The following is an 18311-nucleotide window of genomic DNA, read 5'->3' as shown; positions in this document are numbered from 1 at the left end:
TCAGCGAGCTCCCAGCAGCCACAGGCCGATGGCACGCAGGTACCTTAGCCCGGCGGGCCCCGACGCGTCAGTGACTGGCTGCAGTAGCTCGGCCAGTTCCTCCTGGCGCGCCTCGCTGATCTCGCGGTGGCGCTCGGTGAGGCTGATGATAGCGCGCTGGTCTTCTGCCTCCAGGTTCCGCGGCGGCACACACGGAGCCAGTTGTGGCAGGGCCTTGCGGTCTGCTTGCGGTTGGCGGTAGACCACTATTGTATCCGCCGCCATATCCCCCAGGCGCTGGAACTGCCGGGACAGGGTCATGGTGGTAAGCCCGGTGGCGTATGCCAGGGGCAGGAAGTCGGCGACACGTAGCAGGTTGCGCAGTAGTGAAGCGCTCCAGGAGACCGGGGTCAGGTTTGCATTGACCACCATCAGACCAAAAGCCTGTTTGCCCGGTGTCTGGCCGTGGCGCCAGAGCTCGAATACTACCGGGTAAAACCATTCCAGCAGGAAAGAGCCCAGCAGCCAGATGCCCCAGCCGGCAGTGTCCATGCCGGCCAGGTTAAGTCCCAGCCACAGGGCAATGGTAATGACAGTGCGGTAGAACAGGTCTACCGCATAGGCCAGCACCCGCGGCACCGGCCCCGCCACCTGTGCCTGCAGGTCTATGCCCTCGGGGGTCTCGATTGTGTAGCGGGTATCCAGCACGCAGTACCCCCCTCCCGTCCCGATCAGTCTTCGGCACCACCGAAAATATTGCGGTAGGCAATGCCGAGGGCCAGCAGGCCGGTGGGAACGGCCCAGATCAGGCCAATCATCAGCGCCAGTGCACCGGCGATATAAATCAGGGCACAGACGATGACCAGCCCGAAGAACGCAAACCAGTGCTTGGTAATTGCCTTGCGGGATGTTTCCAGCGCTTCCCACGGACCCAGGCCCTTGTCCACGATCAGCGGCAGGGCCAGCATGTAAGCAATGGAAAGGTAGATACCCGGCAATACCAGCAGCATAAATCCAATCAGGACCAGGACGGACATCAGCACACTGCAGATGGCAAGCGGTACAATCCTGTCAAAGTAGGAGTATACGGTGGAGCCGGAGACCTGCTCTTCGCGCGCGATCTTGACCACAATCATCATCAGGCCGGCGGTCAGTGGGGCAGTGACCGCGGTGATAACAAGCTGGTGCAACAGCGAGGGGCCGTTATAGATTGAGCTGTTCACGCCGACGGAGGTGCCCTCCAGGCTCCAGTTGTTGATGCCGGTGAAAAGCCCGGTGACGTAATCAATAATCACATACGCGACGATCAGCAGCAGGGTACCCAGCCAGATGGTGCGCTTCCTGCCACTGATCCGGCGCCATGCCTCACCGATAATCGCACCAATCGAAAGGCTGTAATCCCCCGCCAGCCCTTTCTCCAGTGATCCGTATTCGCCGCCATTCTCCCCGGTTGTGAGTTCTGATTCCGGGGCCTGGTAAATATCACTCATGTCATACTCCATTGATCTGTATTTTTATTTTGCGTCCAGTGAGGGGAGTCGACGTCGAGTCATTCCGACCTGCCTGCACTGCTGCGGGTACCCGGATCAGGTTGCCGTAGGCCGGGTACAGATGTGCAAATATCTCACACAGCCGGTGAGCGAACAATCACGCGCCATTACAATGCGGCTGTAGCAACAACCGGCCCGTCTGCTAATAGGGCCCGTGCAGTGGTGGTCTCCTTTCGCTAATATCTGCGCCAACAGTTACCGACTGGAGAGAGCCAGTGAGAAAATGGTTGATGCTGGCAATGCTGTTGCTGGCTGCCGCTTATGTGGGCATGCCGTGGTACGCCGCCAGTCAGGTTGCCGCCACCGCACATAGTGAGGATATGGATCGTTTCCGGGGTTATGTCGACCTTCCCGCGGTCCGTACCAACCTGAAGCGCCACCTGCAACAGAGCCTGCGCGGCTCCATGGGCGAGGACATGCCCCGGGACCTCAGCGACTTCCTGAGCGCCGGCGCCAACCTGTTCCTGGGACCCTTGCTGGAGGGATTGGTAACCGGCGAGTCTCTGGCTGCCCTGTTGCGCGGTGGTGATGCGCTCTGGCAGTTTGAGCGCGAACTTTACCCGCCACAGCCCGGGCGCGAGTTGTCCCCGGCCGGTAGCGACGATAAAACCGATGAGGATGCCGGATACCTGCAGCTGCGCCGCTGGGGGTTCACGGGTATTAACCACATCGCCGCCGACTACGGCGCCAGCGATAAAACCGAGCTGCGCCTGATCCTGGAGCGCCAGGGCCTGCACTGGCGGGTGGTTGAACTGAGATTCCCGGAGATGGAAGAAAAAGAGCAAGACAGGGGAGAGAACGATGAAAATGGATGAACCGATCAACGTCTTTGGCGACCCCCTGCTGGCCTGTGGCATGGAACCGCTGACGGGCTTTTTCCGCGATGGGCACTGCAATACCTGCGCCGAGGACCTGGGGTCGCACACCGTGTGCGTGGCTGTCACGGAGGAGTTCCTGGAATTCTCCCGCAGCCGGGGCAATGACCTCAGCACTCCACAGAAGGAGTTCGGCTTTCCCGGCCTGGCCCCGGGGGACCGCTGGTGCCTGTGTGCCGCCCGCTGGCTGGAGGCGCAGAAAGAGGGCATGGCCCCGCGGGTATACCTGCAGCGCACCCATATCAAGGCTCTGGAAGTGGTTCCGCTGACAGTGCTGCGCGAGTACGCCGCGGACCTTAACTGAGCCGGGCTATGGTGCCAGCGAAAACCGGCGCGGCTGCCAGTTCAGCCCCGCCGGTTTTTTTGTGCGCTGCGCTGCCGCCGTTGGCATCCACCCCGGCCAGGGCATAAGCTGCTGGGCAGAGAGCAACAACGCGAGCGGAGACAAATTGTCATGCGAGACCTGCGAATTGCCGCCATCCAGATAAGCAGCGGTGCCTCGGTGGCCGCCAACCTGGCGCGGGCCGGGGAGCTGGTCCGGGCAGCGGCGGCCGGAGGGGCGAAAATGGTGCTGTTGCCGGAATATTTTGCCCACCTGGCCGATGGCGGCAGTGCGGCAGTGGCAGAGACCTTCGCCAGCGCGGAGGCAGACCCCGAACGCCAGCCGGTCCAGGCGGCGCTGCAGCGCTGGGCGCGGGAAAACCGCCTGTGGCTGGTAGCCGGTGCCATGCCCCTGAACCAGCGGCCGGACGGCAGTGCCGTTGACGCGGGCCGGGTGCGCTCCGCCTGCCTGGTCTATGACGACCGTGGCCAGTGCCGGGCGCGCTACGACAAGGTGCACCTGTTCGATGTGGAGGTGGAGGATGCGGCGCGCAGTTACCGTGAGTCCGCCGGTATCGAGGCCGGCGACTCGCTGCAGGTGGTGGAGACCCCCTGGGGCCGCCTGGGGCTGAGTATCTGTTTTGACCTGCGCTTTCCCGAACTCTACCGCGAACTCGCCGCCCGCGGCGCCGAAATCCTGCTGGTGCCGTCGGCCTTCACCCATGTCACCGGCAGTGCCCACTGGTTGACCCTGCTGCGGGCCCGGGCGATCGAGAACGGCTGCTTCGTGGTTGCCGCCGACCAGTGCGGGCAGCACTCACCGAGGCGGCGGACCTGGGGGCACTCGGTGATACTGGACCCCTGGGGCGATGTGCTGGCCGAGGCCGGCGAGGAGGAAACCGTGCTGGCCGCCGACCTGCACGGCAAGCGCCTGGCGGAGATCCGCCGGCGCATGCCGCTGCTCGATATGCGCCGCTTACCCTGACCGCCGGGGCTGGTCCGGCGCAGGGCTTTAGGAAGGCAGGAAATCGATGGAGTAATTGAGGGTCGCCCGCTCCACATTGGCCGCGCCGAAGTTGATCAAGCGGATTCGCGCCAGCAGCTTGCGTTCCAGCGCCGGTGCATTGAGCTCGCTGCCCACCAGCTTTATATCCGAAACACTGCCATTGGGCTCGATCACCAGTTGCACGGTAACCTTGCCCTGCAGCGTGGGGTCGCGGCGCAGGGCGCGGTTGTAGATGGCGAATATCGCCCCCTTGTTATTCTCCATGACACTGCGGATGGCGTCCTCCGGGCGCACCGAGGTCTCGCGCCGGGTTTCCCGCGCGGATGCCCGGGCGGCGTTGCTGGCCTGGGCGCTTGCGACGCGGGTCGCCTGCCGCTGTGCCAGTTCGGCACCGCCGGTATCACGACTCAGGTTGCTGTCACTGACGCCGCCGCTGCGGGTCTGCGCCCGGTTCGCAATTACCGCCCGGTCGACCTGCTGGGCGCTGCTCGCCGCGGCCCCGCTCGCGGTTGCCTTGCGGGAAACCTCTGCCACATCGACCGTGTCGCGCATTGCCGCCAGGTCGTCCTGCATCTGCAAGAGGCCGCTGTTGGCGGCTTTCTCCCGCGCCATCTGCACCTTTGCCGGAGCCGGCTTCGGCCTGGTTTGCGGTTCTGGCTCCGGCCGGGGCTCGGGTTTCGGTTTGGGCTTTTCCGCCTTTGCCTCAGGTGGCTTTTCCCGTTTCGGTTCGGGGGCCGGTTTGGGTGGCGGTGGCTTGGGCTTCGACTTCTCTTCCAGGATCACCCGCGCCAGCTGTGGCGGAACCCGCTCGGCCTGCTCGCGGGTCAGCTCGGGCACCGGTACCAGGCTGATGACCACGCCGAGTACACACAGGGCGCCCAGGCCCCACTTCAGCAGGCGCCGGAAACGTGCATCTTCAGCCGCGGCGGAAGTCCAGGGCAGCTCAGTTTCCTGTAACTGCCAGGGGGCCGGTCGGGAAAGGGTTGCGGCACTCATCTGGCTCCCGGCCCCCGCCCTGCAATTTCATCGCCAGCCGCCGCGTCGGGCGCGGCCTGGCTCACGGCGAAGGAAATATCCCGGTAATCCGCCGCCGCACAGGTGCGCATCACCTGTTTCAGCAGCTGGTATGGCAGTTCCTCGTCGCCCATGATGGTCACCGCGCGGCCAGTTTTTGCCTGCGCTTCTGACAGGGGCTCGGCGCGCTGGGCCAGGTACTGCAGTTCCTTGAGCAATGGTTCGATCTGCTCCGCGTCGCTGCTGATCTCACCAATACTGGCCACAGGCCGGTTGCCCACAAACAGCGTCTCGTTGTTGATGCGCACCACCGGGGTAAGCTCCGGTTTCTGCTTCGATGTGGACTCCGGCAGCTTGATGGTTTTGTCGCTCTGCAGCACCTCCACGTCCGAGGAATTCACCAGCAGGAAGAACACCAGGATGGTGAAAATGTCCATCAGCGATACCAGGTTGAGGCGTGACTGCTGTTTTTTCTGGCGCTCGCGGCGCTCCTGTAATTTTTTACCGACGTTCAGGTTCATATCACTGCCCCGCTGCCGTTGCCGTGGGTTCCGCTGCGTCACCCAGGGAAATCTGTGGGAACAGTTCCGCATCCACGACTGAAGTCGCGACCACGGCGCGATAGCTGCGCGCGGTATCCATGGCTTTTACCAGGGTGCGGTAGGGCGTATCCCGCTGGGACAGGATCAGGATGTCTTTCTTGTCCACAGACTTCTCCCGCAGCTGGCGCTTCACTTCCTGCAGGACATCGGACATGCGCTCGAAATCGGGTACGCCATCGACATGCTCGACCCGCTGTACCCGCACCCCGGCCGGGTAATTGATATCGATATGGCGATCGCGCAAAACCACCTCCAGCTGGCGGTTTTCCTCGCTCGCGGGATTACCGTCGCTGAGGCCCGGCAGGTTCAGCTTGAGGATGGCGATATGCGAGAACACCATATTCAACAGCAACACCGGCACCAGGATGACCATCAGGCTCATAAACGAGGTGATGTCCAGCTCCGGGTCGATGCCGCCGCGTCGGCGAATATTCAGTTTCAGCATGCCGTCAGCCTTTGGCTGCGCGTTGCTCAGCCGCCTGTGCGCGCCCCATGGTGAGCAGGTTGAGGAACTTCACCCCGGCCATCTGCAGGCTGTCGACGATTTCATTGGTCTTGTTTTGCAGCATGGAGTAGGCCAGCAACAGGGGTATCGCGGAAATCAGGCCAAAGGCCGTGGTGTTCATGGCCACGGAGATACTGGATGACAGCATCGAGGCCTTCTCGGACGGGTCCGCATTGGCTACCGCGGTAAAGGCGGCGATCAGGCCCATGATGGTGCCCAGCAGGCCCAGCAGGGTGGCGATGTTGGCCAGGGTGGCCAGGTAATTGGTGCGTTTTTCCAGGCGCGGTACCGCCTCGAGGATGCCCTCCTCGATTGCCAGGGCAATATTCTCATCGCGCTTTGCGTACTGCAGGGTGCCGATACCGGCGGCGGCAATCCGGCCCATGGCCGCCTTGTTGTCACGGGCCACCTGCAGCACGCCGTTGTAGTTACGCTGCTGTAGCAGCGGCAGCACCTGGCGATAGGCCTTGCGGTTGGCACTGCGGGCCAGTGACAGGAAGATCCAGCGCTCGATCACCATGATCAGGCCGATCACCAGTACCAGCGCTATGGGGTACATGAAGGGGCCGCCATTCTGGAAAAAACGCAACAGCGCCTGAGTGAATTCCATGTTGTTCTCCGGGGTTTTCGGTGGATAGCTGGGGCGCACAGTCGCGCCCTGCAATTTTTAAAAAGTATTCCTGGCCACAGTTGCCTGCGATCCTGCCGGCCTATTCCGGCGACGAGTCGCTGTTGTCCTGGCCCGAGTTTTCCATTTCGCGCTGCAGCTCCGAGTATTCCTGGTGCTCGAATATATCGTCGATGGTCTGCGGCAGGCCGCCGTCAATTTTCTGCAGGCTGTCGGCCTGTTTCCACGGGATGATGTACAGCACCTTGGGTTGCTCCTGGCTGCCGATAATCGTCGATTCCAGTTCGATCGGCTCTTCGGCCTGTGCCGCCCCTGCCAGCGCGGTTAGCGCAAGCAGTGTGGTTGCCAGGTAGAGCCTGGTGCGTTGTGGTTGCGGTGATGTCATAGTCGGCGCTCCAGGTCGACGATCCAGCCGGCCAGCTGCCGGTCCGGTTCCTGTTCCGGGTCCCGCAACTGATGCAATTCCTGCGCCCGCCGGTAATGTTGCAGTGCTTCCTGCGGACGCTGCAGGTACAGGTCGTAGAGAATGCCCAGGTTGCGGTGGGCGGCGGCGAAGTCCGGCCAGCGTTCCAGCGCCCCGCGATAGTGTTGCTCTGCCGCGTCGAACTGTCCCCGGTCACGCAGTAGTGCCCCGAGCGTGTTCCAGGCAAATACATTGTCATCGTTGGCGGCAATGGCACTGCGCAGGCTCTGCTCGGCCTCGGTGTACTTTTCCAGGTGGCGCTGGACGATGCCCAGGTTGAGCCACAGCCCGGACAATTCCGGCCACTCTGCGGTAAGGCCCAGTAGCCGTTTCTCGGCCGCAGCGGCATCGCCGCTCTCCAGCAGCTCCCGCGCCTGTGCCATACCGCTGCGGGCCGCGCCCGGCACGGATACCCGGGAGGCCAGGTAGGGATTGGGGCTGGCGGCAGTGCCCGGCGCCGTGGCGCTGCCTGTTGCCCCGGGATCACCGCCCGCGCGCGGGCCGGTCTGGCTACAGGCGGCCAGCCACACCAGGGTGAGCACCACGGCTGCGCGGGTCACGACACGCGCGACGCTGTCATCAGTGCAGGGCATCGCTCCACTCCGCGGTTTGTTCCGGTTTCTGGTAGCGCGCCGGCAGCAGTTTTGCCAGCGAACGGAAGCTGCGACGCACCCAGTCGTCATACATTCCGTCGGCGGTGCGCTGGATATTGGCTTCGTGCAATTCGATGGCCTTTTCCTCAAACGGGAATGCCTGCTCTTCCAGCAGGATGTCGTACTGTTCCAGCTCCAGCGGGGATAGCCCCGGTGGTCGCTCGGAATCCATCAGGTCGCCGCTCAGGGTGCGGTAGACCTCCGCCAGGCGGAAGTTGGCCTGGGTGGAGAACTCGGCCACGCCCAGGTCGAGCACCTCGCGATAGTCCGCGACGGTGGTTTCCAGCGCGCGTTTCTTGCTGGCCAGGCTGGCCTTGAGTGGCAGTGCCAGCGGGATGCCGGCAAAAGCCTGGTAACTCTGTTCAGCCAGTTCGCTGCGGGCATAGGCTGCCAGGTAGCGGGCCCGCTCACTCCGCGGCTGCGCCTGGCCAAGGCGTTGCAGCCAGCGAGTGCGGGCACGGCTATCGCCGGCCTCGCCGGTCAGCTGTACCAGCTGGTACTGCGCCTCCAGCTGCTGTTCGCGGGGCTCCTGCCACTGTTCGCTGTACTGCTGGAAGGCCGCGATGGCGCGATCGGTCTCGCCCGCCTCGCGGAAACCCTCGGCGGCCAGGAACAGCGACTGGCGACGCACCTGCGGGTCCGCGTCCGACTGCGCCAGCCTGAGCAGCTCGGCCGACGCGGCGCCCGGCATCTGCAGGGCCTGGTAGATCACCACCGCCTTGGCAGTGAGGGTGGGGGTCAGGGCGTGGGCGGGGTAGTGACTGCGGAAATCCGCCAGTTCGGTGGCTGCGCGTTGCCACTGCTCAAGGGTCACCAGCTGGTTGATGGCATCGTACTGTGCGGTGGCGGCAATGTCGGTGCGCCCGCTGTCGCGGACCCGCAGCAGGTGAGTGATTGCCAGCTCGCTGTCTCCCTGCGCCAGGGCGGCCTCGGCCTGGCGGTAGATGGCGGCCTGCATTTTCTGCCGGGCAGTAGCCGCAATGGAATCACCTGCCGCAGGAACGCCTGCCGCAGGGACGCCTGCCGCAGTTCCCGCCAGCACGCGGGCGTAGGCCTGTTCCGCGGCCGGGTAATCCCGTTGCTCGAAATAGCTGTGGCCCAGCAGCAGGTTGAGGTTGCGGCGCTGCTGCAGGTCCGGTGGCGGCTGCCACCTGGCTGCGCGCTCGGCAGCAACGATCACTTCGGCGTAACGGCGTTGCTGGAACAGCTTGTCGGCAGCATCGAGCAATACCGGCAGCGCGCGCGGGTCGCGCGGCCAGGTATCGACAAAGTACTGCCCGGCCTCGATGGCACGATCCCGCCACAGGGTCGCCTGCTCGTCCCGTTGCCCGCCTGCGTTTGCCTGGGCGGCAGTCTCCCGGTAAACCGCCTCGGCGTTGAGGATCGCGGAATAGCCCGCTTCGGTGGCCTGCTCGTGTTTCGGGTAAGTGGAGGCCACGTTCCGGTAGGCCCGCCAGGCCCCGGCACGGTCGCCGGCCTGTTCCAGGCACTCCGCCAGCAGGAATGCCATTGCCGGCGTCTCGATGTCCTGCGGGAACGTCTCGGTGTACTCGCGGTACATGGCTGCGGCGGCGAGATAGGCCTGGCGTGCCCGGGTGGCCAGCTGGCGCCGTTCGCGCGGGCTGCCGGGCTGCTCTTGCTGCAGGGCCTGGGCGCGGGCGTGGTCGAAGCGCGCAAGCTCCGCCAGCCAGGGCCGCAGCCAGGCGCCCAGTTGTTCACGCTGGGTGTCGTCGGCCGCCTGCCAGTAATCGCTGTGGATGCCATAGCGCCGCACGAATTCGCGCTTGGCCGGCATCACCTCGGCGTCCAGCCCGGCCTGTTGCAGGGTTTCGATGGCGCGCAGGTGCAACGCCGGCGCCTCGGCGCTGCCGGGATAGTTTTCGACGAAGGCCAGGTAACTGTCGGCGCCCTCACGGAAACGCTCTTTCTCCCGGTACCAGTCCCCCAGCGCACGATAGATGCGGTGCTGGTAGGGACGCGCCCCGCGGTCCGGGTTGTAGGGCTCGATGGCGCCGGCGCCGCCCTGGTAACTGAATCCCAGCGCCAGCCCGCGCAGGCTGTCATCGGCCAGGCGGCGGTCGCCGCTGTCCAGTTCATCCAGCGGTGCGCGGCTGTGCAGGGTGTCGAGCAGGCCCAGGAAGGTGCGCGTCGAAGCCGGGTAGTCGGATGCCTTGAATTGCGACCAGCCGAGCATATAGCGGGCATTATCGGTAAACGGTGATTCGCCCTGGGCCAGCACGGCGTCGAAATCCCGTGCCGCGTCCCGGTAGCGGCGGTCGTTGAAGGCGGCCTCGCCGCGGCGGAACAGTACTTCGGCAATGAATGGCGATTCCGGCCTCGCGCTGGCGATATTTTCCAGTGCCTGCAGTGCGGCGCCCTGGTTGCCGTCCAGTGCCTCGGCCCGTGCCAGGCGGTAATTGAGGTAGTCATCGCCGGGTTGTGCGGCGACCAGTGCGCGGTAGCGTTCGATGGCGGGCTGGAAGGACACCCGCTGCCCGGGGTTGTCAGCCTGCAGCTGCTCCAGCCGCTCCATTTCCAGGTCGGCCAGGCGCATCCTGATCTGCCGGCGCACGGCGGGATCCTGCTGGTCCACGAGCGCCTGCTTGTAGTTGCGCTGGAGTGTATCGATCTGTACCTGCGGAATCCGGATATCCGGTTCAGCCGGCAGGCCGGCACCGGGCAGGTCCGCGAGGGTGGCAACCTGTGGCTGGCTGCAGCCGGCCAGGGCCAGGCTGCACACTGCGGCGGCCAGCAGGTGACGGGGATGCTTCACGGTGCGCCCCCCGCCAGTTCCGAGGCCGGGGCTGCTTCCCGCCCGCCTGGTGCCTGTTCGTGGGTGGTGCCTTCCTGGAGGGCGGCATCCTGCAGCCGGGCGATAGCCAGCCGGGTATGGGCACTGTATTGGCGCAGGCGCTGGTCGACCCGTGCCAGTTCAGCGCGCAGGTCGCGCCGGATGTCGGCTTCCAGCACCGCACTGGCGCGGTTGACCGCGCGCTGCTGGCTGCGCACCCGGGGCAGTGCAGACTGCACCCGCGCGCCCAGGCTGCTGAGCTGGGGAGCCCGCTCGGCAGTCTGCTGTAATTGCCGGCGATTGCCCGCCGCTTGTTCCAGCGCCACACCGACGCTGTCGAGCGCGCGCTGCTGCCGCCACAGGTTGTCGTGCCAGGCCTGCGCGGCCTGCCAGAGCAGCAGCCCGTGGGCGCGCGCCAGTACCTGCCGCTCCCGCTCACCGACTTTGCCCGACGCCTGCAGTTGCCGGTAGAGCCGCGCTGCCCGCTGTTGCAGGGCGAGCAGCTCCACCGCCGGATCGTCTTCCGTTGCGCCAGCCTGCATCAGTGCCAGGGCATCGCGCTCGCGTTCAATCTTTTCCAGGCCCGCGCGCAGTTGCCGGTACCTTTCGCGGGCCAGGTCCACCTGCTGGTCGAACTGGGCACTGCGGTAATCCGCCAGGATCGACTGGCGACGCTCACTGCGGGCACGCAGCAACTGCTGGAACAGCGGCAGGCGCGCCTGCCAGCGCTCCAGTACCCGCTGCAACTGGTGCAGGTCGCGCAATTCGGAAAGTCGCAGCTGGAACCGGTCGCTGTCCAGCAGCCGCTTCAGGTAGCGACGCTTGTCCGCCACCGGGCCGGGCACCTCGGCCGGCAACAGCCAGCCATAGCGCTGCGCCTCACCGGCGCCGGCGGCTGGTGCCAGCGCCAGGGTATCGAGCTGCTGTGCCAGGCGTGCAATGTCGTCCCGGGCCCGCTGGTATTGCTGTTGCGCATGGCGGTAACTTTGCAGCGCCGCCCGCGGGCGCGCCAGCTGTTCATAACTGTAGGGCAGTGCTACCAGCGCCTCCTGTACCTCGGGGGAGAGCGGGCTGCGCTGGATTAAAAAGTGCAGCGCGTCGTTGGCGGCGTTGTAGTCGCCGCCCTTGATGGCCGCCCACCCCAGCCCCAGCAGGGCGCGATCGGACCAGGGGGTGTGCAGGCGCACCCGGCGGAACTCCGTCATCGCTGCAGCGAAATCCTCTTGCAGGGTAAGGCTGTAGCCGGCGCCGGTATACGCCTTGTCCCGCAATACCAGTAATTGCTCCGCGGGTTCGTCGATCCCGTCCACGAGCGCCACCGCCAGGCGATAGTGAGTGGTTGCTTCGGCCAGGCGCCCGCCCCGCGCCAGGGCCGCAGCCAGGTTCAGGTGGCCGAGGATGCGCTTTGCCGGCGGCAGGGCCTCCACCACCGGCCCGCGGCCGTCCAGCAAGGCTTCAGCGCGCGCCAGCTCACCGTTGCGCAGCGCCAGGTTGAGGCCCAGGTCGGTTGTGTCGGCGGCGCCGGACAGTTGCAGTTGGCGTGCGCTGCTGTCCCATTCCCGTCGCAGGTAATTGAGCTCGGCCAGCTTCATCCAGGCTACCGCGCGGTAGCGCTCGTTATCGGCACTGTCGACCTGCTGCAGTTGTTCGTTAAATAAAATTTCGGCGCGATCGTGTAGCCCGAATGCCAGTGCGATGCCGCCCTCGATCAGGGCCGCGTTGTCGCGGTGCGCATGCAGTTCACTCCGGTGTCCGGCCACCTGCAGGGTACTCAGGGCATCGAAATAATTGCCCTGGAAGTAATCGTAAAGGCCGGCGCCGTAGCGCATATCCTGGGCCTGCTGGTAAGGCCTGTCCTGCTGGCCGGCACCATCCCCATTGTCATCGCGATCCTGCGCCCACGGGCTGGCCCCGGCGCCGGAGAGGGCCGCAGCGAGGACAAGACGGGAGCAAAACACGCGGAACATCATGTTGGTTTACGGCGCGGGCCACTCCACCAGCTCAAACTCGGGCTGCTGGCGTTCGGCCGAGTCGGCGATGCGCAACTCGATCACCGCGGGCTCGTCGGTCTTTTCCAGCTCCAGTGTGGCGGCACGCTTGTACTCGCGCCCCTGCGGCCCGATGCCGGTAAAGAATGCGGTCACGGTATAAGTGCCGGATTTCAGGTTGCCCTTGAACAACGGCTGGATGCCGCCGCGGACCAGTGCATCCCGCTGGTGTTCGGTGTACAGGTGGCTCGCGCTCAGCTTGTTGTCGATATGCAGTTTTACCGCATCGAGCTGGAAGTAATGGCCCACGTCCATCGAGACGTAGAAGGCCACCTGGCTCTGTGCCGGATAGAGCAGGTCCTCCTCGAGGATCAGCAGGTCGCGATTGAGCTTGAGCACATTCTCTTTCAGGTCTTCCACGGCACCGGCGGAGTAAGCGTTATCGGCGGCCTGTGCCGGCACGCCGGTGGCGAAAACGAGGAGGAAAGCGAATTGCTGGATACAGCGGCGCATGGGAACAGCCTTTGTCATATTTTCTCTTGTAGGAGCGGCCGCTGGCCGCGAAAGCCGCTGCGGATCAGTCAATTGCAAGATCGCGGCCAGCGGCCGCTCCTACGATAGTCTCGATTGCCGTGAATTATCTCAGGGGATCATGTCGCGGGTGTGATGCGGTTGGCAATTCTCCCATGGCGACGAATACCCGAATTATTTTGGCTGTTGCAGGCCCCTGCTGAAGTACAGTTGCCGGTTACTGTCGATCACAATGGCCTCGAATTCCGGCAGTCGATCGATCAGTGCCAGCCCGCGCTTCTTGCCCAGCACAAAGACACTGGTGGACAGCGGATCTGTGTCGAAACCCCGGGGACCGATCACACTGACACTGATCAGCCGGTCACTATCTGTTTCCCCGGTCTCTGCCGGCAGTCCGGTCGTCGGGTCGAAAATATGGTGCACTCGTGATTCATCGTTATCGATGAAGAAACGCTCGTAATCCCCCGAAGTGGAGATGGCAGTATTCTCGAGCGGGATCACCGCGGCATTTTTCGATTTTTCCCGCGGGTGGCGGATGCCCACCAGCCAGGGTTTGCCGCGGCGGTCGCCGAGCATGCGCGCATCGCCACCGGCGCTGACACTGGCGTGGTGCACACCGGCGCCGCGCAGTATGGCCACGGCGCGATCCACGGCATAACCCTTGGCGATACCGCCCAGGTCAATGCGTGTATCCGGGTGGGCAAACGCCAGCGTGCCCTGTTCCCGGTCGAGTTGCAGGTGGTGATAATCAATCGCCGGCAGCAGTTTCTCTGTGGTTTCAGTGTCGGCGCGGCGACCCGCGCGAAAGTTGTAGTGCTGGCCGAGCGATGCGTAGGTGATATCGAAGGCGCCGCCAGTCTGCTCGCTGTACCACAGGGACTTGTCGACCAGGTCTGCCAGCTCGTCGGTAATCGCCACCGCGCCTGTTGCTGCGGTGCGGTTGACCTGGGACAGCTCGCTGTTGTCGCGGTAGGGCGACAGCGCCGCGTCCAGTCGCCGGAATTCAGCCAGCACTGCCTTTTTTAAATCTTCCGCGCGGGCGCGGTCCTCGTGCCAGAGCTGCACGGTCACCTCGGTGCCCATGATGGCCTCACGGGCATAGTGCCACTCGGCCAGCGCCGGGGTTGCCAGCAGCAGTGCCAGGCAACCGGCGACAGTATTTCGATACCACTTGGTCATTGGATTTTTATCGGGGATTCCTGGTCACCGCTGCGCTGCGGCCGTTAAACAATGGGTGCGAAAGCGGTCATGCTGTCCATCAGGCTGGCATTGCCCAGGCCGTGGTTCGGGAACAGGTTGGCGAAATTTCCCTGCTCACCGTGCAGGGCCATGTAATTCAGCACCACCGTTTCCACCAGCAGGTTGACGTTGTTGGCGGCCGGGCTGGAAGCCGTTTCCACGTCGCCCGAAGCGCGCATGTAGCCCAGCTGCTGGTGCAGCGCCTGGTCGGCGGCGTTGCCTCCCAGCAGCTGCGGCCGCCCGGCCGGGTTGTAGACCAGGAAAAACGAAGCGGCAGTCTGCTGGTTATCCCCGGTCCAGACCCCCTTGCCGCGCCCCTCGATGGAATCGTCGAGCATGCCGTTGCTGAATACCGATCCATCACTGAACACATAGATCATTACCGGCTTGCCCAGTCGCGCGGCGTATTCCAGGCAGGCGCCGATACAGCGGCCGGCGCGCAGGTCGCGGATCTCGCCGGTGGCGCGGTCGCCGGTGTGGTAGTCGTATCCGCCCATGGTGATGGTGCCGGCGCCGGCATAGCCGTTGATCACCAGCTTCATCGCCGCGGCGGTTTTCTGGAACTCGCGGTCGCCGCTCAGTTCGGCACTGGTAAAGATGCCTGCGGGACCGACAATATCCGGGTCCAGTTCCGGGTTGAGCGCGCCGGGGTCGCCGAACCGATCCGCCAGGTCGGCACTCTTCATATAACCGCAGCGCACCAGGTCCTTGATCACCGCGTCGGCGCTGACCCGGGTATTGACCCGCCCCAGTTTGGCGTCGGAGATACGATACATGGACTCCATCACCGCCACCGTATCCTCCTGGCTCAGCAGGCCCACCAGGTCGCCCACGTCCACCAGCCCGGTGACATCGGAGGCCCGGTCCACCTTGGTGGGACGCACCTCGGGGTTGATCATGGCGGCGGGGGCCATGGAGTTGCCCCCGGACTCGCTGGTGGAGGAACCGATCAGGCCCAGCAGGGATCCGTCGGCGCCGGCGCGGTTGATGCCGTACATGGGGTTGTGTGGGTTGTTGCCGGTGTCATTCTCCGAGCGCGCCGGGATCACGGCGCCATTGACCGCCGCTGCGGTGCCGGCAGTAACCTTGTCAAGAATCCCGCGCAGCATGCCGCTGTCACTGTGGAAAGCCAGCCCCAGGTCGGTATTGGTAAAACTGTTGCCGGCGGCGTCGGTGATGGAGGGCACCATATCGCCGGGCAATCCCTGCTTGCCGTAGCCGGCGGTGCTGAGGAAATCCATCTGGCCACCGCGCTGGCCCACCAGCACATTGGAGCCGGCGATATTGGCCCCACCGGCGAGGTCGAAGCAGATAAACGGAATCTTGCCGGCCCCGGTGGCACTCACACCGCACTGCTGGCGCAGCGCCTCCAGGTCGGATGACAGTGCGGCCTGCGCCGCCTGCGGATTGGCGAACAGGCTGAATACCGAGCCGCCCATCAGGGTGGCGAGGCCGGCACGAAAACCCTGGCCGAGAAAGTCCCGCCGCGATACCGGCCGGTGGTGGTCCGGGTGCCGCAGGGGTTCGTCGAGGTCGAAATGCTTTTTCTTGCTCATGGTCTCTGTCCGGGCTGGGGCGGCATGCCGGCCCACCGGAATGCCTTGGGAGTTTCAGTTCACCTGCGCGGCCGGGGCCGCGGTCCAGTACTTGATAGCTGTCAGTGGATCAGTGTCATCGCGCTGCCCATGGCGGCGGCACAGACTGCCTTGACGGTGGTCTCGGTGCGGTTGGCCGCGCAGCTGCTGCCGCAGGCGGTCATGGTGCCGATCAGGCTGTCCAGTTCGCCTTCCACCGCAGCCAGGTCCGGCGCAGTGGACAATTGCGAGGTTGTGCCGTCGTGCCAGTTCATCTGGTGGCCGAGCAGGTTTTCCACCAGCGGGTCGATGACCTGCGCACGCTTACTGGCGCTGTCGAAGGCGGAGCTGGCCGGGGCACTGAAGTCGAAGCCGGCAAAATAGTTGCTGCGCGCGCTGGCGTCGTCCACCAGCACACTGCAGTATTTCACCGCCAGCTGGGTAATGCCCATCTGCTGGGCCGCCAGGAAACCGCGTATATCACTTTCCACCGGCAGCTGGCGTTTGACCTTCTCCCAGGTCTCGGCAACCTGCGGATGGCTACTGGCAATGCCGGTGGCACGGGACAGGTTGGCCAGTATCTGCTCGAAGCGGCGCAGGCCGATCCGCGGCTGCGGATCCAGGTCGGCCGGTTGCGCCGGCGGCGCCGGGGTTGGCTCGACCCGGGCGAAGGTGGCATCGCCGAGGCGCTCGAAGGTCAGGAAAAACTCATCGGATTCCGGGCCCTTGTCCACCGAAATGATCGACCCCAGGCGCGACAGCAGCTGTCCTTCCCCGGGCGTGTAATCCGTGGCGTTGATCGTGGTCGAAAGGTTGGCCCAGGCCTGCCCCACTTCCGACTCGCGCCCGTTGATACCGATGCGCATGCCCTCGAGCGGAAATCCGGTGGGTTCAATGCTGTTGTCCAGGCTGATGAACTTGGGGGCACTGAAGAGGTAGCCGTAATTGTCGAACAGCTGTACCTCGAACATTACATAGCCCTGCGGCACACCGGTGTGCTCTTCCACCTTGAACAGCAGGAAGTATTTTTCGCCCACACCGGCGCTGTAGTTGGTGGCGATGTCCTCCGCCGACAGGGCGCGGGAATGGACCGCCAGCAGTCGCACGGAGCCCTGCCACTGGTTGTCATTGGAGACCTCGCTGCCCACCGCCAGGGCAAAGGTGTCATCCCAGGTGCCCAGCAGCGCCGGGTCGGTGGGATCCATATCGCCGGTATATTCCCCGTTGACGTAAAGCTTGCGTCCCTCGAGTGGGTCGTAGGTGGCCACCACATGCTGCAGGGTGGCCTGGACCCGCTCGGCCATGTCGTCGGTAACCAGTGCCGGCATGCCATCGGCGTCGGTGGTGTCGCCGCGATTCTGGAAGGTGTAGTTATACATCGCCTGGCCGAGGGTGAAATTGCGGATATTGTTGCCGCCGGAATAGGTGACGATCCGCGCCGGTCCCTCCTGGGATACATTGGCCGGTGCGACCCAGGCTTCGATGGAGTACTCGCCAGTGGCGGTCAGGGTATCGAACAGCTTGCGGCTGGTAGCCGTGGCTCCCTGTGCCTTGCCGCCCTTCATCTGCAGTCCCCAGGAGCCCAGCCACTCCACATCCCCGGACAGGGTCAGGTCGATGGCCGGGTCCACGCCGGAGGTGTCATAGGCGGTAGTGCCGCTGCCGGTCTTGAATTCATACAGGGCGATGGCGTTGTTCTCGATGCGCCCACCGCTGCTGGCGACAATGCCATCGGTCATGCGCAGGGCCTTGCTGATCACCCAGTCGGGATCCACGGCACTGAGCGGGATGCTGTCGGCAAAGGCCTGGATGGCCGCGGTCATCTCATCCTCGTTCGCGGCGCAGTCATCCCAGCAATTGTGGAATTCCTGCCCCAGGCGCACCGAGAAGCGCGAGTTGGCCGGGGTGTCCAGGTTCATGCGTGTCTTCGCCGCCTCGTAGGCCTGCTCCACGTCGACACTGGCAAAATAGGGCTGCTGTGCCGTGGCCGCATCCTCACTGTGGCAGCCCGCGCAATAGGTGCGCAGCAGTGGATAGACGGTGCTGCCGAAACTGCCGCTGGACGCCGGGAAGCTCTTGCTCTGGCCGGGCTCGCGCTCTACCGGCGCGGTGAGCTGCACGGTATTGACCAGGCTGCCGCTCTCCCGGGCCCATTCCTCGATATAGTTGGTGATGATCTCGGCGCAGGCACTGGCGCTGTCGAGCCAGCAGTTATGCCCGCTGCCCACCTTGGTCACCAGTCGCGATTCCGCCGGGCGGGCCAGGTCGACCAGGTCCCGTCCCTCATCGTAGGCGGTATTGATATTGTCGCCGCGCACAAACCGCGGGCTCTGGCCGCCCTCGACATGACAGCTGCCGCAGCGATCCTCGCCGGCCAGGTTGTCCCAGATAAAGCGCTTGTACTGCTGCACATCCTCGTCCCGCGGGGCCGGGCCGGAATAGGTTACGCCGCCACCGGTATTGCCACTGGTATCCGGGAGCTGCTCGGTGTCCTGCCCACTGCCACCACTACAGCCCGCCAGGGCGGCCGCCATGGCCAGGCTGGTCAGCAGGGCGGTGCGGGGCGCGGCGAAAATCCTCTGGTTTGTCATG

The 18311-nt window shown here is 64.7% G+C and carries 17 protein-coding genes; 3 read left to right on the top strand and 14 right to left on the bottom strand.

Going from position 1 to position 18311, the window contains the following annotated elements:
- Both LVE68_RS09670 and LVE68_RS09665 read right to left on the bottom strand, forming a co-directional pair.
- Positions 1-687, bottom strand: coding sequence for an RDD family protein (locus LVE68_RS09670; RefSeq protein ID WP_232940048.1), 687 nt, complete (start codon positions 685-687; stop codon positions 1-3).
- Between the two features lie 23 nt (positions 688-710).
- Positions 711-1469 (bottom strand): DUF975 family protein, encoded by a 759-nt coding sequence (locus LVE68_RS09665; RefSeq protein WP_232940047.1) that lies wholly within the window; start codon positions 1467-1469, stop codon positions 711-713.
- Positions 1470-1744: 275 nt separating this feature from the next.
- Here LVE68_RS09665 and LVE68_RS09660 point away from each other — a divergent pair, with 275 nt between their 5' ends.
- From LVE68_RS09660 to LVE68_RS09650, 3 genes are all read left to right on the top strand, one after another.
- Complete coding sequence (locus LVE68_RS09660; RefSeq protein ID WP_232940046.1) at positions 1745-2344, top strand: DUF2939 domain-containing protein; 600 nt, start codon at positions 1745-1747, stop codon at positions 2342-2344.
- Complete coding sequence (locus tag LVE68_RS09655; RefSeq protein ID WP_232940045.1) at positions 2331-2708, top strand: DUF2237 family protein; 378 nt, start codon at positions 2331-2333, stop codon at positions 2706-2708. The genes LVE68_RS09660 and LVE68_RS09655 overlap by 14 nt, the downstream gene beginning before the upstream one ends.
- 150 nt (positions 2709-2858) lie before the next feature.
- Positions 2859-3710, top strand: a complete 852-nt coding sequence (locus LVE68_RS09650) for a carbon-nitrogen hydrolase family protein (RefSeq protein ID WP_232940044.1) — start codon at positions 2859-2861, stop codon at positions 3708-3710.
- 27 nt (positions 3711-3737) lie between these two features.
- Here LVE68_RS09650 and LVE68_RS09645 read toward each other — a convergent pair whose 3' ends face one another.
- From LVE68_RS09645 to LVE68_RS09590, 12 genes are all read right to left on the bottom strand, one after another.
- A complete protein-coding gene (locus tag LVE68_RS09645) occupies positions 3738-4727 on the bottom strand; it encodes an AgmX/PglI C-terminal domain-containing protein (protein WP_232940043.1) in 990 nt (329 codons plus the stop codon).
- Positions 4724-5266 (bottom strand): ExbD/TolR family protein, encoded by a 543-nt coding sequence (locus tag LVE68_RS09640; RefSeq protein WP_232940042.1) that lies wholly within the window; start codon positions 5264-5266, stop codon positions 4724-4726. The genes LVE68_RS09645 and LVE68_RS09640 overlap by 4 nt, the downstream gene beginning before the upstream one ends.
- Position 5267: 1 nt before the next feature.
- On the bottom strand, positions 5268-5783 hold the full coding sequence (locus LVE68_RS09635) for an ExbD/TolR family protein (protein ID WP_370636822.1): 516 nt from the start codon (positions 5781-5783) through the stop codon (positions 5268-5270).
- Positions 5784-5796: 13 nt separating this feature from the next.
- On the bottom strand, positions 5797-6462 hold the full coding sequence (locus LVE68_RS09630) for a MotA/TolQ/ExbB proton channel family protein (RefSeq protein ID WP_232940040.1): 666 nt from the start codon (positions 6460-6462) through the stop codon (positions 5797-5799).
- 100 nt (positions 6463-6562) lie between these two features.
- Entirely contained in the window at positions 6563-6865 is a 303-nt protein-coding gene (locus tag LVE68_RS09625; protein ID WP_232940039.1) for a hypothetical protein, read from the bottom strand.
- Positions 6862-7536, bottom strand: a complete 675-nt coding sequence (locus LVE68_RS09620) for a tetratricopeptide repeat protein (RefSeq protein WP_232940037.1) — start codon at positions 7534-7536, stop codon at positions 6862-6864. The genes LVE68_RS09625 and LVE68_RS09620 overlap by 4 nt, the downstream gene beginning before the upstream one ends.
- Positions 7523-10369: a tetratricopeptide repeat protein gene (locus tag LVE68_RS09615; protein WP_232940035.1), complete on the bottom strand. Its 2847-nt coding sequence runs from the start codon at positions 10367-10369 to the stop codon at positions 7523-7525. Before LVE68_RS09615 ends, LVE68_RS09620 begins: the two co-directional genes overlap by 14 nt.
- Complete coding sequence (locus LVE68_RS09610; protein ID WP_232940033.1) at positions 10366-12345, bottom strand: hypothetical protein; 1980 nt, start codon at positions 12343-12345, stop codon at positions 10366-10368. Before LVE68_RS09610 ends, LVE68_RS09615 begins: the two co-directional genes overlap by 4 nt.
- Positions 12346-12363: 18 nt before the next feature.
- Positions 12364-12906, bottom strand: a complete 543-nt coding sequence (locus tag LVE68_RS09605; protein WP_232940031.1) for an AraC family transcriptional regulator — start codon at positions 12904-12906, stop codon at positions 12364-12366.
- Positions 12907-13080: 174 nt separating this feature from the next.
- Entirely contained in the window at positions 13081-14085 is a 1005-nt protein-coding gene (locus LVE68_RS09600; RefSeq protein WP_232940030.1) for an FAD:protein FMN transferase, read from the bottom strand.
- Positions 14086-14129: 44 nt separating this feature from the next.
- Entirely contained in the window at positions 14130-15701 is a 1572-nt protein-coding gene (locus LVE68_RS09595) for a general secretion pathway protein GspF (RefSeq protein ID WP_232940029.1), read from the bottom strand.
- Between the two features lie 101 nt (positions 15702-15802).
- Entirely contained in the window at positions 15803-18310 is a 2508-nt protein-coding gene (locus tag LVE68_RS09590; RefSeq protein WP_232940028.1) for a LamG domain-containing protein, read from the bottom strand.
- Between the last annotated feature and the right edge of the window lies 1 nt (position 18311).

The organism is Microbulbifer sp. YPW16 (assembly GCF_021290385.1).
GTDB lineage: Bacteria > Pseudomonadota > Gammaproteobacteria > Pseudomonadales > Cellvibrionaceae > Microbulbifer > Microbulbifer zhoushanensis.
Note: the sequence above shows the minus strand (reverse complement) of the source record. Positions and strands in the feature narration are given on the sequence as shown.

What these genes read in the sequence shown, in the direction of transcription:
- LVE68_RS09605 (WP_232940031.1), bottom strand. Translation starts at nt 12,906, where the DNA reads ATGACAAAGGCTGTTCCCATGCGCCGCTGTATCCAGCAATTCGCTTTC.
- LVE68_RS09620 (WP_232940037.1), bottom strand. Translation starts at nt 7,536, where the DNA reads ATGCCCTGCACTGATGACAGCGTCGCGCGTGTCGTGACCCGCGCAGCC.
- LVE68_RS09665 (WP_232940047.1), bottom strand. Translation starts at nt 1,469, where the DNA reads ATGAGTGATATTTACCAGGCCCCGGAATCAGAACTCACAACCGGGGAG.
- LVE68_RS09590 (WP_232940028.1), bottom strand. Translation starts at nt 18,310, where the DNA reads ATGACAAACCAGAGGATTTTCGCCGCGCCCCGCACCGCCCTGCTGACC.
- LVE68_RS09645 (WP_232940043.1), bottom strand. Translation starts at nt 4,727, where the DNA reads ATGAGTGCCGCAACCCTTTCCCGACCGGCCCCCTGGCAGTTACAGGAA.
- LVE68_RS09625 (WP_232940039.1), bottom strand. Translation starts at nt 6,865, where the DNA reads ATGACATCACCGCAACCACAACGCACCAGGCTCTACCTGGCAACCACA.
- LVE68_RS09600 (WP_232940030.1), bottom strand. Translation starts at nt 14,085, where the DNA reads ATGACCAAGTGGTATCGAAATACTGTCGCCGGTTGCCTGGCACTGCTG.
- LVE68_RS09630 (WP_232940040.1), bottom strand. Translation starts at nt 6,462, where the DNA reads ATGGAATTCACTCAGGCGCTGTTGCGTTTTTTCCAGAATGGCGGCCCC.
- LVE68_RS09655 (WP_232940045.1), top strand. Translation starts at nt 2,331, where the DNA reads ATGAAAATGGATGAACCGATCAACGTCTTTGGCGACCCCCTGCTGGCC.
- LVE68_RS09595 (WP_232940029.1), bottom strand. Translation starts at nt 15,701, where the DNA reads ATGAGCAAGAAAAAGCATTTCGACCTCGACGAACCCCTGCGGCACCCG.
- LVE68_RS09650 (WP_232940044.1), top strand. Translation starts at nt 2,859, where the DNA reads ATGCGAGACCTGCGAATTGCCGCCATCCAGATAAGCAGCGGTGCCTCG.
- LVE68_RS09640 (WP_232940042.1), bottom strand. Translation starts at nt 5,266, where the DNA reads ATGAACCTGAACGTCGGTAAAAAATTACAGGAGCGCCGCGAGCGCCAG.